The organism is Jiangella rhizosphaerae (genome assembly GCF_003579925.1).
GTDB classification, from domain to species: domain Bacteria; phylum Actinomycetota; class Actinomycetes; order Jiangellales; family Jiangellaceae; genus Jiangella; species Jiangella rhizosphaerae.
In genome coordinates, this window is sequence record NZ_QUAL01000152.1 from 32,128 (window position 1) to 47,483 (window position 15,356).

The 15,356-nt window shown below is 72.9% G+C and carries 11 protein-coding genes; 2 read left to right on the top strand and 9 right to left on the bottom strand.

Annotated features, from left to right (window positions below; genetic code table 11):
• Positions 1-21: 21 nt before the first annotated feature.
• From DY240_RS15545 to DY240_RS15585, 9 genes are read right to left on the bottom strand one after another with little or no spacing between them, the layout of a single operon-like run.
• Complete coding sequence (locus tag DY240_RS15545) at positions 22-948, bottom strand: dihydrodipicolinate synthase family protein (protein WP_119660762.1); 927 nt, start codon at positions 946-948, stop codon at positions 22-24.
• Positions 948-2,561, bottom strand: coding sequence for an FAD-dependent oxidoreductase (locus DY240_RS15550; protein ID WP_119660763.1), 1,614 nt, complete (start codon positions 2,559-2,561; stop codon positions 948-950). Before DY240_RS15550 ends, DY240_RS15545 begins: the two co-directional genes overlap by 1 nt.
• A complete protein-coding gene (locus DY240_RS15555) occupies positions 2,558-4,543 on the bottom strand; it encodes an MGH1-like glycoside hydrolase domain-containing protein (protein ID WP_119660764.1) in 1,986 nt (661 codons plus the stop codon). Before DY240_RS15555 ends, DY240_RS15550 begins: the two co-directional genes overlap by 4 nt.
• Complete coding sequence (locus DY240_RS15560; protein ID WP_233552756.1) at positions 4,540-5,325, bottom strand: ABC transporter ATP-binding protein; 786 nt, start codon at positions 5,323-5,325, stop codon at positions 4,540-4,542. Before DY240_RS15560 ends, DY240_RS15555 begins: the two co-directional genes overlap by 4 nt.
• Positions 5,322-6,341 carry an ABC transporter ATP-binding protein gene (locus DY240_RS15565; protein WP_199701566.1) on the bottom strand — a complete coding sequence of 340 codons (1,020 nt, stop codon included), beginning with the start codon at positions 6,339-6,341 and terminating at the stop codon, positions 5,322-5,324. The genes DY240_RS15560 and DY240_RS15565 overlap by 4 nt, the downstream gene beginning before the upstream one ends.
• Positions 6,338-7,882, bottom strand: coding sequence for an ABC transporter substrate-binding protein (locus DY240_RS15570; RefSeq protein ID WP_119660766.1), 1,545 nt, complete (start codon positions 7,880-7,882; stop codon positions 6,338-6,340). The genes DY240_RS15565 and DY240_RS15570 overlap by 4 nt, the downstream gene beginning before the upstream one ends.
• A 17-nt stretch (positions 7,883-7,899) precedes the next feature.
• On the bottom strand, positions 7,900-8,778 hold the full coding sequence (locus DY240_RS15575; RefSeq protein WP_119660767.1) for an ABC transporter permease: 879 nt from the start codon (positions 8,776-8,778) through the stop codon (positions 7,900-7,902).
• Positions 8,775-9,704: an ABC transporter permease gene (locus tag DY240_RS15580; RefSeq protein WP_119660768.1), complete on the bottom strand. Its 930-nt coding sequence runs from the start codon at positions 9,702-9,704 to the stop codon at positions 8,775-8,777. Before DY240_RS15580 ends, DY240_RS15575 begins: the two co-directional genes overlap by 4 nt.
• Positions 9,701-10,777, bottom strand: coding sequence for a LacI family DNA-binding transcriptional regulator (locus tag DY240_RS15585; protein WP_199701568.1), 1,077 nt, complete (start codon positions 10,775-10,777; stop codon positions 9,701-9,703). The genes DY240_RS15580 and DY240_RS15585 overlap by 4 nt, the downstream gene beginning before the upstream one ends.
• Positions 10,778-11,202: 425 nt before the next feature.
• Here DY240_RS15585 and DY240_RS15590 point away from each other — a divergent pair, with 425 nt between their 5' ends.
• Together DY240_RS15590 and DY240_RS15595 are read left to right on the top strand one after the other, a co-directional pair.
• Positions 11,203-13,803 carry an FG-GAP-like repeat-containing protein gene (locus DY240_RS15590; RefSeq protein ID WP_147375341.1) on the top strand — a complete coding sequence of 867 codons (2,601 nt, stop codon included), beginning with the start codon at positions 11,203-11,205 and terminating at the stop codon, positions 13,801-13,803.
• Entirely contained in the window at positions 13,800-15,317 is a 1,518-nt protein-coding gene (locus DY240_RS15595; RefSeq protein WP_119660771.1) for an MGH1-like glycoside hydrolase domain-containing protein, read from the top strand. Before DY240_RS15590 ends, DY240_RS15595 begins: the two co-directional genes overlap by 4 nt.
• Positions 15,318-15,356: the final 39 nt, after the last annotated feature.

Below are 15,356 nucleotides of genomic sequence, written 5' to 3' on the forward strand. Positions count from 1 at the left end.
GCGCTCTCCTTCGAGGCGGTGTCAACGGGGCGTGATCAGGTGCGCGTCGAGCGGGGCGAGCAGGTCGAGCAGCGCGGCCCGCTCGTCCGGGTTGACCGGGACGAACGGCGCGGCGACGTGCGGCGGGCAGAGCCCGCGGGAGTCGAGGACGGCCTTGACGGCGGGCACGCCGGGCCGGACGGTGTGCAGCGCGATCAGCCGGTCGACGGTCTCCTGGGCGGCGTCGGCCTCGGTCAGCCGGCCGGACCGGAAGGCGTCGTACAGCTCCACGCTCGGCACCGGCGCGATGTTCGCGATGCCCGGCACGATGCCGTCGGCACCCGCCTCCAGCCCGGCGACCAGCTGCGACTCCGAACCCTGGCTGACGCCGACGTCGTCGCGGCGGCGGGCGGCGGCGACGACGTGGCCGAACAGCGCGAGATCGCCGGAGCTGTCCTTGATGCCGGCGACGTGCGGCAGCGCCAGCACCTCGTCGAGCACCGCCGGCGTCATCGGCACGCTGTAGCGCGGGATGTTGTAGGCGACCACCGGCACGCCGAGCTCCGCGAGCGCGGCGAAGTGCGCGACCACCTCGTCGTCGCGGTGCCGGTAGTAGATCGGCGGGCTGGCGACGACGGCATCGGGCTCGGCCAGGCGGACGGCCGCGGCCCGCTCCAGCGCCTCCGCGGTGCCGGCCGCCGTGACGTTGACCAGTACTGGCCCGTCGCCGGTGAGCTCGCGCCACCGTGCCGCGACACCGGCCGCGAACTCCGTCAACGCGCCCGCCGGCAGCAGCGGGCCCTCGCCGTTGCTGCCGAACAGCATGAGACTGCGCGCGCCGGCCCGGGCCAGCGCGTCCAGCAGGTCGTAGGCCGCGGCTGCCGAGGGCTCGCCGGGCGCGCTCATCGGCGTCACCAGTGGGACCATCACCCCGCTGAGCAGCGCGCGACCGTCGGTCGGAACGGCCATCAGTACCCCTTGATCTCCGGCCAGGCCAGCTCGACGCCGTCCGCGGCCAGCTCGTCCTGGAAGGCGGCGAGGCGGGCGCCGTCCTCGTGCACCTGGCCCGGCTCCAGCCCGCCGGCCAGGCAGTGCGCGGCCAGCGCGCCGGCGACCTCGCCGACGTTCCACTCCACCGGGTGCAGCCGGTAGCAGCCGTTGGTGATGTGGGTCGTGCCGATGTTCTTGCCGGCCGGGAGCAGGTTGCGCAGCCGCACCGGCAGCAGCGCGCCCAGCGGGATCTGGAACGGGCAGCTGGCGACGTCGATATAGGTGTCGCCGCCGGTCGAGGGGTGCAGGTCGATGCGGTACATGCCGACGCCGACGGAGTCGGGGTACCGGACCGCTCCGGCCGCGCCGCGCACGGCCAGCGACAGGTCCTGCTCGACGACCCGGCGGCGGGCCACGATGCGCCGCGACTCACGGATGTACGGCGCCTTCGCCAGCCCGTCGGTGGTGCCCATGACGTCGCCGCGCAGCCGCAGCCCGGGCCAGCCGGTGCCGCCGTCGGGCCGGGGCGCCTCGGTCTGCAGCCAGTACAGCATCGACATGGACAGCTCGCGGGCGCCGGCGAGGTGCTTCTCGCGCTCCTCGTCGCTGACCCCGATGAGCGGGCCCGGCAGGTAGTCGATCATCGGCCAGTTGACGACGGTGACGTCGCTCTCGGCGAAGCCGGGCCGGAAGACGGACCGTGCGACGATGCGCCGGAACGCCCACAGCTCGCGGTCGCCGGGGTCCTTGCTCTGGTCCGCCACGACCGGGCCGGTGTCGCCGTTGGGCAGGAACGCCCGCTCGAACGTCTCGAGTGTCCGCGGGTCCGGCCCGCTGAGGCTGATCAGCGGGTTCGGCCACTTCGGCGGCTGGTAGGCGCGCCAGGCGGCGTACCCGGCCGGCCGGTCGATCGTGTGGTCCTCGCCCTCGCGGTGGTCGACCGCGAACACCCACGAGAACGCCTGCATGTTGTCCGGCTGCGCCTCGTCCGGCGCGCTCGGCTCGCCGGTGTCGTGCCGCGACTCGAACCCGGTGACGTGCTCGGTGCCGGTGAGCGGCAGCAGGTCGCCGAGCTCGGTGGCGTCCAGGACGTACGGCGCGTGCACCTCCAGCCGGTCGCCGCCGGGGCCCTCCAGCAGCACGGCGGTGACGCGGTCGCCGTCGACGTTCGCGGCCACGGGGCGGTGCCGGTACAGGATGCGCAGCCGGCCGGCCGCGATCCACGGTCCGACCGTCGCCTCCAGGACGGCGGCGCCCACCCGCGGCTCGTGGCAGAGCCGGCTGACCTTCCCCTGGCCCGGGTTGAGGTCGCGCGCTTCGCGGGCCCAGTCGGCCAGCGGGTACCAGGTGCGGTAGTAGGCACGGATGTTCTCACGGAGCTCGCGGTAGGTGCGCGTGCTGCCGAACTGCTCGATCCAGGCGTGCTCGTCCGGCGGGACGCCCTGGCTGGTCAGCTGGCCGCCGATCCAGTCGGTCTCCTCGGTGAGCACGACCGACCGGCCGCGCCGCAGTGCCGCGAGGGCCGCGGCGACGCCGCCCAGCCCGCCGCCCACCACGAGGATGTCGGTCGTCGTTGCCGTCTCACTGCTCACGCGGGGGATCCCTCTCTGACGAACTGGACGTGCCGGGTGCCGCCGTCGACGGTGACGGCTTCCGGCTCGCCGTGGTTGCTGTCCGGCGGTGCGACGCGGACGTCGCCGGTGCCGGTGACGGTCGCGACGACGGCGTCGGCGGTGCGCCGGTAGCCGGTGACGACGACGCCCGGCGCGGCGTCGAGCAGGACGGCGCCGTCGAGCGTCACGACCAGCCGCTCGCCGGCCGTGACCGTGAGGCGTCCGTCGCCGAGCGGGAGGTTGTGCAGCTGCGCCGGTGCGCCGGGGTGGGCGAACCGCCAGCCGTCGGGGCGCGCCTCGGCCAGCTCGCCGAACGCGAGGTGCGCCAGCAGCCCGCCCCACGCCATCAGCCCGTCGGAGCGCTGCTGGAACCCGGTGAGGTCCTCGCCGTCGAAGGCCGGGTAGTTCTCGCGGACCGCGCTGTGCGTCTCCCACTCGGCGAGGAACAGCTCCAGCAGCGCGCCGCAGACCGCACGGCTGTGGTCGCGCAGGTCGTAGCGGCGCAGCCCCTGCACCGCGAGGTAGGCCATCGGCGCCCAGATGCGGCCGCGCCAGTAGGTGGCCGCGAACCCGGGGTCGTTGCGGGCGACGCTGGGCAGCGGCCGGTCACCGCCGAGGACGCCCGGCGCGAGGAGCGCGTCGGCGACGTCGCGGGCGGTCTCGGCCGTCGGGAAACCGCCGAGCAGCGGGTAGAGCAGGGTCGGCGAGACGTGCGGGTCGTGGCTGCCGTCGGCGCGCAGGTTGCGGTACCCCTGGGCGTTGTCGTCCCAGAAGACCTGCGCCGCGGCGGTGCGGGCGTCCTCGGCCTCGGCCGTGAGCCGGGCGGCGGTGGCGTCGTCGCCGAGGATCGTCGCGATGGCGGCCAGGGCCTCGCCGTCGGCGACGTGCAGCGCGTTGAGGCCGGCGTCGGCGAGATCCATCGTGTGCGTCGCCGGGTCGTAGGCGGCCTCGTCGTACATCGGCGAGTCGTCGAGCCCGGACTCGCGCTTGGTGCGGTCGAGCGTGGCCGACTCGGGGTCGCCGTCGACGGGATCGGAGCCCCACGCCAGCAGGCCGTGTGGCCCTCGGCGGTGCGCCGGCCACCAGTCGTGCCAGGCGAGCAGGCCGGGGAAGGTCTCCTCCAGGAGGCGGCGGTCGCGGGTGTCGTCGGACAGCCCGCCGGCGAGGTACGCCGACAGCACGGTGAGCGCGCCCACCGGCGGCTGCGAGCGGTCCCAGGTGGTGCCGCGCTCGTCGCTGACCCGGTTCGGGATCATCCCGGCGGCGTCGGCGAACGGCAGGATCTGGCCCAGGATGCCGCGCGCGTAGTCGCGGTCGACGACGCTCGCGACCAGCCCGGTGAAGAAGGTGTCCCACGCGTGCAGGGCCCAGCTGCCGTAGAACCCCTGTCGTTCGACGGAGACGAAGTCGCGCGATGTCGGGGTGAGGACGCGGCCGAGGTCCGGCGCGTAGATGGTGTTCCAGGTGACGGCGCGGGTCAGCGCGTCGGCGGCGTCGCGGTACCAGCCGCCTGACCGGGGCCGGACGGCGTCCGCCGCGGCCCGGCGCTCCTCGACGACGGCGCCGACGTCGGTCACCCGCGCCGCCGAGCCGGCTGGAGCGACGAGGAAGTCGTCGCCGTCGCGCTCGAACCGCCAGCCGGGCTCCTCCGGCCGGTCGACGACGACGGTGCCGGCGGACTCCGCGCGCACGTAGAGCTCGTCGCCGGGGCCGCCGGCCATGACCAGCCGCAGCTCGACGCCGTCGACCTCGACCGTGACCTCGGCGAACGATCCGTCGACGGTGTGGTGGCCGAGCCGGACCAGCCCGTGCCGCCAGGTGAACCCGTCGAGCACGGGGCGGCCGGCGGCGTCGAGCAGGCCGAACCGGACCCGCAGGCCCGACGGCAGGTGCGTCATGCCGGTGTGGGTGCGGACGTCCCAGGTGTTCCAACCGATGGGGGCCGGCGTGGTCGCCGTCATGCGGTCACCGATCCGGCGTCGTCGAGGTCCAGAGCGGCGTCGAGCAGCGCCCGCGTGTACTCGTGCTGCGGCGCACCGAGCACGTCGGAGGCGGGTCCTTCCTCGACCACCTCGCCGCGGCGCATGACGGCGACGCGGTCGGCGATCTGGTGCACGACGCCGAGGTCGTGCGAGATGAACAGCATGGCCAGGTGGTGGGTGCGCCGAAGGTCGACCAGCAGCCGCAGGATCTGCGCCTGCACGCTCACGTCCAGCGCGGACACCGCCTCGTCGCAGACCAGCAGCCGCGGCCGCACGGCCAGCGCGCGGGCGATGCTGACCCGCTGGCACTGCCCGCCGGAGAGGTCGCCCGGCCGGCGCGTCGCGACGTCGGGGTCGAGGCCGACGTCGGCGAGCAGCGCGTGCAGTGCGGCGGTCCGGTCGCCGGACGGCGCGGCCGACGGGTGCGTGCGCCAGGCCTCGCCGATGATCGACGCGACGTTCATCCGCGGGTTCAGCGACGACCGCGGGTCCTGGAACACCATCTGCACGGCCCGCTGCAGTTCGGCCGGGCGGCGGCCCACCCGCTCCAGCGGCCGGCCCTCGAACGTGACGGTGCCGGCGTCGGGCCGCTGCAGGCCGGCGACGCATCGCGCGACGGTCGTCTTGCCCGACCCGGACTCACCCACCAGCCCCAGCGTCTCCTCCGCGCCCACGGACAGGCTCACGCCGTCGACGGCGACGAACGGGTCCCGCCGCCGGCCGAACGTCACTCGCAGGTCGCGGATCTCCAGCAGGGTCACGAGGTGAGCACCTCCTCGGCGAAGTGGCAGGCGCTGAACCGGCCCGGCGCGACCTCGCGGACCGGCGGGACCTCGGTCCGGCAGCGGTCGCGCGCGATCGGGCAGCGCGGGTGGAACGGGCACCCGGCCGGCCGGTTCGCCGGGGTGGCCGGCGCGCCGGGCAGCGGGTCGGCAAGCGCGGTCTTCGTCCGGACCGCCGGCACGCTGCGGACCAGCGCCTTCGTGTACGGGTGCGCCGGACGCCGCAGCACCTGCGGCGCCGGGCCGCGCTCGGCGACCCGGCCGGCGTACATGACCACGACCTGCGACGCGACGTTCGCCACCACCCGAAGGTCGTGGCTGACCAGCAGGACCGAGAGACCGTCGGTCTCCTGGATCGACCTCAGCAGCCGCAGGATCCGGGCCTGGACGGTGACGTCGAGCGCCGTCGTCGGCTCGTCGGCGAGGAGCAGCGACGGGCTGCCGGCCAGCGCCAGCGCGATCATCGCGCGCTGCCGCAGCCCGCCGGAGAACTCGTGCGGGTAGCGGTTCGCCCGCTCGGCCGGATCCGGGATGCCGGCGCGGTCCAGCAGCTCGACCACGCGACGGCGCACCTCGCCACGGCCGACGCCGTCGCGGCGGAGGATCTCGCCGACCTGGCGGCCGATGCGCTGCGTCGGGTTCAGCGCGGCCAGCGGATCCTGGAAGATCATCGAGATCTCGTGGCCGCGGGCCTTCCGGCGGCGGGCGCCGTCGGCGTGCAGCAGGTCCTCGCCCCGCCACGACAGCCGCCCACCGGTGCGGGCGCCGTCCGGCAGCAGCCCGATGATCGCGTTGGCGGTCATCGTCTTGCCGCTGCCGGACTCGCCGATCAGGCCGACCGTGGTGCCGGCCGGCACGTCGAACGACACGCCGTCGACGACCCGGACGTCCCCTCGTGTTCCCGGCAGGTCGACGGTCAGCCCGTCGACCCGCAGCAACGCGTCGTGCTGGGCCACCGGGGAGCCGCCGGCTCGCGCCGTCCGTACCTCGCTCACGAGCCCGAGACCGTCACCGTCGAGAAGTCCGGCAGGCCGCTCGGGTCGGGGGTGAAGCCCTCGAGGTCGCTGTTCCAGGCGTAGGCCAGGCTCACGGCCATGGGGTACATGCCGACGGCGTCGCGCCAGATGATCTCGCTGGCCTGCCCGTACAGGTCGGTCCGCTCGGCCTCGTCGCTGGTGGCGCTGGCGGCGGCGAGCAGCGCGTCGAGCTCGGGGTTGCAGTAGCCGTTGCGGCCGGCGGCGCAGGTGTAGAGGCGGCCGAGGTTGCTGGCCGCGTCGTACGTCGGGGTGGCCAGTTGCTGGAAGTTGATGTCCCAGTTCAGCGCCAGCAGGTCCTCGGTGAAGACGGCCTGCTCCTTCTCCAGCGGCTCGACGGTGACGCCGATCTCGGCGAGGTCGGAGACGACGGCCTGGACGAACGGGCGGAACTCGGCGTTGGCGAACTGCAGCCGCAGCGTCTGCGAGAAGTCGAAGCCGGCCGCCGTCAGCGCCGCCTGAGCGGCCTCGGGGTCGTACCCGACCGGCTCCTGCGGCGAGTAGCCGAGGACGAGCGGCGAGACGGGCGCCTCGGACAGCGTCCCGGTCTCGGGGTACAGCGTGGAGATGATCGTCTCGAAGTCGACGGCCTGCCACAGCGCCCGCCGCACCTCCGGCGTCGACAGTGCGGGAATCGACGAGTTGAACCACATCGTGTAGACCGCCGTGCTGGGCACCGCCTCGACGGTCAGCGCGTCGTCGCCCTGCAGCGCGCCGAGCTGGTCGTCGGGGATGCCCCAGACGACGTCGACCTCGCCGGTGCGCAGCGCGGTCAGCCGGGCGGACAGCTCGGGGATGTTGCGGACCGTGACGCTGTCGAGCTGCGGCACGTCGCGCCAGTAGTCCTCGTTCGGCACCAGCTCGAGCGAGTCGCCCGGGGTGAACGAGCCGACGGTGAACGGGCCGGAGCCGACCGGCTCGGCGAAGAACGCGGTGTCCTCGGGCGCGACGCCGGCCGGGATCACGAAGAAGATGAGCAGCTTGCCCGGTACGGCGGCGTCCGGCGCGGGCGAGGTGATGGTCACCTCCGTGTCCGAGGCCGCGGTCATCGTGTACTCGGGGAAGTTGCCCGCGTTCGGGCCGTCCAGCGCGATCATCCGGTCGAACGAGGCGACGACGTCCTCGGCGGTCACCGGCTCGCCGTCGCTGAACGTGGCGTCGTCGCGCAGTGTGAACGTCCACTGGGTGACGTCGGCGTTCGCCTCCCACGAGTCGGCGAGGTCGCCGACCAGCGAGCCGTCGGGAGCCGGGCGGACGAGGCGGCTGTAGATCGCCTGGCTGGCGAACACCGTCCCGGACGCGGCGCCCTGGGCGCCGTGCGGGTCGAGGCTCTCGATCGGGTACGTGCCGGCCGCCACGACGTCGCCGCCGGCGGCGGTCTCGCCGGAGCCGGCCTGAGGTTCGTCGTCACCGCCGCCGGAGGTCGTCGAGCAGGCCGCGAGCAGCAGCGCGGCGGCCGCGGCGACGGTGGTCGCCAGGCGGCGGCCCCTGAATCGGGTCATGGATGGCTCCTTCAGGTCTAGGGGTCGCGGCGGCCGCGCCCGTACCGGGCGGTCAGCTGGTCGCCGAGGATCCCGACGTTGATGATCAGCAGCGACAGCGCGATGCCGGGGAGGGTGGAGATCCACCACGCCGTCTCGAGATAGGTCTTGCCGTTGGCGATGGTCTGCCCCCACGACACCGTCGAGGACGGCAGCCCGATGCCGAGGAAGCTCAGGCCGGCCTCGCCGAGGACGACCAGCGCGAACTCGAGCGTCGCCAGCGCGACGACCGGGCCGGCGGTGAACGGGAGGATGTGCCGCCACAGGATGGATCGCTGCGGCACGCCGAGCACCCGGGACGCGTCGACCCAGGCGCGTTCCCGCAACGACAGGGCCACGCTGCGGGTGACCCGGGCGAACGAGATCCAGGCGGTCGCGGACAGTGCGACCACCACCAGGAGGATGCTGCGCTGGAACGCCCCGGCGATGACGATCGCGAGCAGGATCGCGGGGAACGCCAGCAGCACGTCGAAGATGCGGGCCAGGACGGCGTCCAGCCAGCCGCGCGCGTAGCCGGCGACGGCGCCGAGCAGCAGCCCGACGATGCTGGCCACGCCCACGGTCGCGATGCCGATGAGCACCGACGTGCGGGCGCCGTAGACGATCTGGGCCAGGATGTCGCGGCCGAGGTCGTCGGTGCCGAGCCAGGCGGTGCCGCCGTCGGCCGTCGTCGACCCCGGCGACAGCAGCCGGTCCTCCAGCGGCGTGTGCACCGGGTCGTAGTCGATGAGCAGCGGGCCGATCAACGCGACCAGGAGGTAGAGCCCGACGACGACGTACGGGACCTTGCCGAGCCAGCCGGTGCGGCGGCGCCGGGCGGTCGCCAGCGGCGCGTCCAGGGTGACGGCGGCGGTCACGACGCCCCCTCCAGCCGGATGCGCGGATCGAGCTGGGTGTACAGCAGGTCCGCGATGAGGTTGAGCACCATGACGATGCCGGCGATCAGCAGCGTCACGGCCTGGACGACGGCGTAGTCGCGGTTGGCGACGGCGTCGACCACGAGCGACCCGAGTCCGGGCCAGGCGAACACGTTCTCGACGATGACCGCGCCGCCCATGAGCGCGCCCATCTGCAGGCCGACCACCGTCACGACCGGGATCAGCGAGTTGCGCAACGCGTGGCCGAGCAGCACCTGCGGCTCCGTCAACCCCTTCGACCGCGCGGTCTGCACGTACGGCTCGCGCATCGCCTCGGCGACGGAGCTGCGGGTCAGCCGGGCGACGATCGCGGTGAACGGCAGCGCCAGCGTCACGGCCGGGAGCACCATGTGCTGCGGTGTGCCGACCCCGGCGCTGGGCAGCAGCCGCAGGCCCAGCGCGAACACCAGGATCAGCATGATGCCGACCCAGAACGTCGGAAACGACTGCAGCGCGATGGTCGCCGCGGAGACGACGCGGTCGACGACGCCGCCGGGCCGGCCGCCGGCGACCAGGCCGAGCGTCAGGCCGACGGCGACGGCGATCGCGGTGGCCGCGAGAGTCAGCTCGATGGTGGCCGGCAGCCGGTCGAACACCGCTTCCATCGCCGGCCGGCCGAGCCGGTGGGAGTCGCCGAAGTCGAGCCGGAGCGCGTCGCCGAGGAAGCTCAGGTACTGCGCGACCATCGAGCGGTCCAGGCCGAGCGTCTCGTGCAGCCGGGCGATCTGCTCGGGGTCGGCGTCGGGTCCGAGCATGACGGTGGCCGGGTCGCCCGGCGCGACGCGCACGATGACGAAGATCAGCGAGGCGGCGCCCCACATGACGAACACGCCGATGAGCAGGCGGCGGAGGATGACCTTGATCATGCCCGGTCACCTCGCGGCGCCGGCCCGATCGAGTCGCCGGGGACGAACGCGCACGGGATGGTGACCTGCCGCGAGGTGGGCTGGGCGTCGCCGAGCAGGCCGACCAGCATCCGCACCGCCTCGCGGCCCATCTCGGCGCGCGGCAGCGAGAACCGGGTCCAGTCGCGCAGCTCCGGCGTCCACGACGGCGGCTCACCGAGCACCGCGATGGAGCAGTCCTCCGGGAACCGGACCCGCGCGCCGTCGGTCATCGCCGTCAGCGCGTCGACCAGCCGGTTGTCCTCGGTCGGCTCGACCAGGATCGCGGTGACGCCGTAGCTGCCGATCCAGTGCTGGACGTGCTCGGCGGACAGGTCGGCGGGGTCGGCGAGGCCCTGGATCAGCCGCTCGTCGACTTCGAGCCCGGCGGCGGCCAGCCCTTCGCGGTAGCCCCGTTCGCGGTCGCGGGTCGGCTCGGTGTCCTCGATGGCCCGCAGGTAGAGGATGCGCTCGTGGCCCAGCCGGTGCAGCTCGGCGACCATGGCGCTGGTGGCGGCGACGTAGTCGGCGCCGACGTAGCTGACCTCGCCCTCTTCGACCTCGCGGCGGCCGATGAAGACGAACGGGAAGTCCTCCTGGACCAGGGCGTTCAGCTCTTCGCGGCGGACGTTGCGACCGAGCAGGACGCAGCCGTCGGCGAGCTTGAGCCGGTTGGCGCCGCCGGCGTAGATGGACCGGTCGGCCGCCGAGGTGACCGAGCTGAACAACAGCAGGTCGTAGCCCTGGGCCGCGGTCTCCTCCTCGACGCCAAGCAGGAACGGGTAGTAGAAGTCGCGCTGGTCGGTCGGGAACACCGGCTCGAACGTGTAGAGACCGAGCAGGTGGTTGCGGCCGCCCTTGAGGCTGCGCGCCGCCACGTTGGCCGAGTAGCCCAGCTCCGCGGCCGCGGCGAGGACGGCCTGCCGCGTCGACTCGGCGATCTGGTCGCTGGCCGCGCCGCCGCTGATGACCAGCGAGACGGTGGCCTGCGACACGCCCGCCGCGCGTGCGATGTCGACCTGCGTCGGCCGGCGTCGTCGCCCCTGGGGTGGCACGTCCATCTCCATTCATACGTATTAAGTAGCGTGCCGCCGAGATTACGCGCACATTTCCTGGGCCGTCAAGCGTTGCTTCGCCGACCGGTGGGTCGCCGCCATCGGCGCCCTGTTCGCGGCCTTGACGCTTCGAGGCATCCGTTCGTAACGTAGTCGTCCCAGCTGTCTTATACGTATTAGACACCGATGAGCCGCTCCCAGATCTCTGTCCGTCCGAGAGGATCTGCATGATGTTCCGGCTACTCGTTCGCCGTAGCGTGGGCTGTGTCGCAGCAGTCGCCGTCGCCGTGGGGCTGTCGACGGTCTGTCAACCGTCGCCAGACGTCGCGGCCGCGGTGCCGCCGCCACGAACGCCACTGCAGTACGTGGGCGGCGCTGCCACCTGGTACAACCCGGCCGAGTCGAGCGTGCCGATGCCTCAGTTCGTGGATTGGGACGGAGACGCGATCCGCGACGTCGTCGACGGGGGCCTGCTGTTCCGCAACTCCGGAACCGAGGAGACGCCGGTCCTCGGCGCCACCGGAGTCTCGCTGCCGGTGCCCGAGCCCGAGGGCGTCCTGGTCGACTGGGACGCCGACGGCGACCACGACTATCTCGGCCGGTACACGCTGCGCCTGTACCGGAATCTCGGCAGCGACACGGCGCCCGACTGGCAGAACGAGGGGGAGCTCCTCGCGGGCGACGACCCGATCACGGCCACGTTCGCGGAATTCAACCGCTGGAACCTGAACCACTCGCCGTCGCTCGCGTACGACGACTGGGATGCCGACGGCGACCGGGATCTGCTGATCGGGGCCGCGGATCGGGTCGTCGACGGCAGCAGCACCATCGTGTACACCGAGGGCGCCATCGTCCTCTTCGAGAACGTCGGGACCGAGACCGCGCCGACCCTCGCGACGGGACGGGCGATCTCGACCGCAGCCGGTGAGCTCAACGCGCCGTTCAAGCCGATGATCGCGACCGCGGACTGGAACGGCGACGGTCAGCTCGATGTCCTCTACGGCGACTATCGCGGCGACGTCTGGTTCGCCGAGCGCGACGGCGCCGAGGTCCTGCCGCCCGTCCGGATCCTCGACACCGGCGACATCGGGGCGTGGCTCGATGTGGCCGACCGGGACGGCGATGGTGACCTCGACCTCATCGTGACCAGCACCTACGGGGCGCTCCTGGTCGAGAACACCGGGACGGTGTCGTCGGCGATCCTCGAGGAGGCCGGAGTGATCCGGATGGAGGCCGCCGGCGCCGACATCCGCGTGGGCCTGTTCGAGTCGCCCTACGTGGTCGACTGGGACGGTGACGACGACCACGATCTGGTGGTCGGCGACGAGAACGGACGCGTGAGCGTCTTCGAGAACGTCTCATCCGGCCCTGTTCCGGAACTCATCGACGCCGTTCCTGTGCTCGCCGGTGGACGGCCCCTCAACCTCGACGCCGACGACGCGGCCGGCTCCTGGGAGTGGGGAGCGTCCGAAGCCGCCGCCGGGTACACCAACCCGGTCGTGGTCGACTGGGACGACGACGGCGACCTCGACATCATCACGCAGGACGCACAGGAGGCGACCCTCTGGTACTTCGAGAACGCCGGCACTCGAACCGCGCCGCGGTACCGGGAAGCCGAGGCGTTCACGCTCGGCGGCCAGCCGTTCACCAACGCGTGGCGGTGCCGGGTCGCGGTCCTGGACTGGGACGACGACGGCGACCTCGACCTCGTTCAGGCCGGCGAGGACAACGTGCTGAACGTCTACACCCGCGACGGCGGCGACCTCTCGCTCGCCGTCCTCGGCGTCGCCCAGGACAGCGCCGGCCGGCCGGTCTCGATCCCCTCCTCCCGGGCGGGCCGCACCAATCTGCAGTCGGTCGACTGGGACGGTGACGGCCTGACGGACCTGATTCAGGCGGGCTACGGCAGCACGGCGCTGATCTGGCTGCGCAACGTCGGCAGCCCGGGAGCGCCGGTGTTCGAGATCGACTACGTCCGCAACGCCGACCGCACCCTGTACGAGTCGGTCTCCAACCACACCCCGAAGACGTTCGCGGTCGACTGGGACCACGACGGCCACCTCGACCTCATCGACACGGTGGTCTGGGGTTCGATCATGCTCGTCGACGGCGCCGGCCTCGCCCACGAGCCGGTGGAGCGTGCCCTGCGCCGCTTCGAGGCCGAGGACCTGCCCGTGACGGCCAGCTCCGGCGATGCGTCGGAGATCTTCACCAACCCCGTCGCGAGCGGCGGGGGCGTGCTGCACTACCAGGCGAACGCCGTCGGCGACCATGTCGTGCTCGGCGCCGAGGTGCCGGCTTCCGGGAGCTACCGCGTCATCGCCGGCATGCGCGTAGCGCCGAACCGGGCGATCGTGCAGGCATCGGTGGACGGAACGCCGGTCGGCGACCCGGTCGACGCGTACAGCCCGACCCCCGGCTATCAGGAGTTCGACCTGGGCGTCGCGACCATCACCGGCCTGCACACGCACGAGATCGGCTTCACCGTCACTGGCAGGAACCCGGCGAGCTCCACCTACGCGGTCTACCTCGACCACATCGAGCTGGTGCCCGTCGGCGAACACCTCGAGGCCGAGGTGCTACCGAGGGCGAGTACGTCGGGCGACCGGCTGGGCGTGTTCGTCGATGCCGCCGCCAGCGGTGGAGCAACTGCGAACTTCCAGGCCAACGGTGTGGGTGACGACATCGACTATCTCGTCGACGTGCCCGAGGCGGGCCGTTACGACATCCAGCTCGGCATGCGGGTGGCCCGGAACCGTGGAATCGTGCAGGTGTCGATCGACGGTGTCGCGGTCGGCGATCCGATCGACCCGAGCCGTGCCGCGGCAGGAAACGTCGCCTTCCCGGTCGGCACCCACACGTTCACCGCCGCCGGCACCCACCGGCTCCGCCTCGAGGTGGTCGGGCGGAACCCGGCGAGTACCTCCTTCGCGGTCTATCCGGACTACGTCTCGCTGCTCCGCCCGGGTCATGACCACACAGTCGGGCCCGGAGGCGGCCATCCCGCCGACGGGGACGCTCGATGAGCGGTCGCGGTCCGGCGGCCGGCGCGGCCGACTCCCACGTCGCCGACATCATTGCGGCGGCACCGCGGTTCACCTGCGGGGACGAGGTCCTGTCCCGGGTCTACCGGCACCGGTGGGAGTCCTTCGCGCACAACGTCGCGCGGTCGCCACGCGGCTGGGTGGTGACCGAGTTCCGCCAGCCGGGTCCGGGGCGGGCGCACGGAACAGTGAACGCCGCGGCCGGGCACCACATCCTGGAGGGGCGGTGGCTCCGCCGGACGGACGTCATCGAGGACTACATCCGGTTCTGGTACACGGCGCCGGAGGCCGAACCGAACCGCTACACCGAGTGGATCGGCTGGGCGACCCGGGAGTTCGCGCGTCTTCGGGCGGCCTGGGAGGTCGCCGTCGACGTGCTGCCGGGGATGGTTCGGGTCTTCGACACCTGGGACACGGTGGCGTTGCACCCGTCGGGGCTGTACTGGGTGCACGACCTGGCCGACGCGATGGAGTTCTCGATCAGCGGCGACGGCCTGCGCCCGTCGATCAACAGCTACCAGTACGGCAACGCCGACGCGATCGCCGACCTCGCCGGACGCGCCGGGAACGACGAGACGGCCGAGCGCTTTCGCGCCGTCCGCGACCGGCTGCGCAGGGCCGTCATCGACCGGTTGTACGACCGGCGCCGGCAGTTCTTCACGACCCTGCCGATGTCGCCGAGCGGTAGCGCTGCCTACCTGGCGACCGCCGGCGTGGAGCGGCGTATGCCCGCCGGGTACCGGGACCGGGACCTGCCGTCCCGGGCCGACGTCCCCGCGGACCGGGACGTGCGGGAGCTGATCGGTTTCCTCCCGTGGTACGTCGATCTTCCCGGCGACGAGGTCGACCCCGCCGCGCCGGTCGGGCAGCTGACCGATCCGGACGGTTTCGCCGCGCCGTTCGGGCTGCGGACCGCCGAACGCCGCCACCCGCGGTACGGGTACGCGGTGCCGGACGCGCCGCTTCCGCGCTTCCTGTGCCGGTGGAACGGCCCTACGTGGCCGTTCGCCACGAGCCAGACGTTGACGGCGCTCGCCCGCATCGCCCGCCGGCACGGGGACGACGGATCCCGAGGAACGGTCTTCCTCACCGCGCTCCGGCAGTACGCGCAGAGCCACCTCGCGGCGGACGGCGGCTATCTCCTGGACGAGTTCCTCGACCCGGACACGGGAGCGTGGATCGCCCGCGACTGGCGCCGCCGGCACGACCCCGAGCGTGCCGCGATCGGAACGGACTACAACCACTCGACGTTCGCGGACCTGATCCTGTCCGGGCTGCTCGGCCTGGACGTGCGCGACGACAGCATCGTCGTCGAACCACTGACCTGTGCGACCGGCCTGGGCTGGTTCGACGTTCGAGGTGTCTCCATGGCCGGCGTGGACGTCGACGTGACGTGGAGCCCGAAGGCGGGACTCTCGCTCACAGCCGGCGCGGTGTCGGCCGGGCGCCCGGACCTCGGCATCCTGCGGGTTCCGATTCGAGCAGCACGCGGATGACCCGCTCAGGCCGGCGACGTCAGTGCGCGGCCCGGCCTG

Excerpts from the sequence above, each read along its gene's own strand:
- DY240_RS15545 (WP_119660762.1), bottom strand. The coding sequence starts at position 948 with ATGGCCGTTCCGACCGACGGTCGCGCGCTGCTCAGCGGGGTGATGGTC.
- DY240_RS15555 (WP_119660764.1), bottom strand. The coding sequence starts at position 4,543 with ATGACGGCGACCACGCCGGCCCCCATCGGTTGGAACACCTGGGACGTC.
- DY240_RS15570 (WP_119660766.1), bottom strand. The coding sequence starts at position 7,882 with ATGACCCGATTCAGGGGCCGCCGCCTGGCGACCACCGTCGCCGCGGCC.
- DY240_RS15580 (WP_119660768.1), bottom strand. The coding sequence starts at position 9,704 with ATGATCAAGGTCATCCTCCGCCGCCTGCTCATCGGCGTGTTCGTCATG.
- DY240_RS15595 (WP_119660771.1), top strand. The coding sequence starts at position 13,800 with ATGAGCGGTCGCGGTCCGGCGGCCGGCGCGGCCGACTCCCACGTCGCC.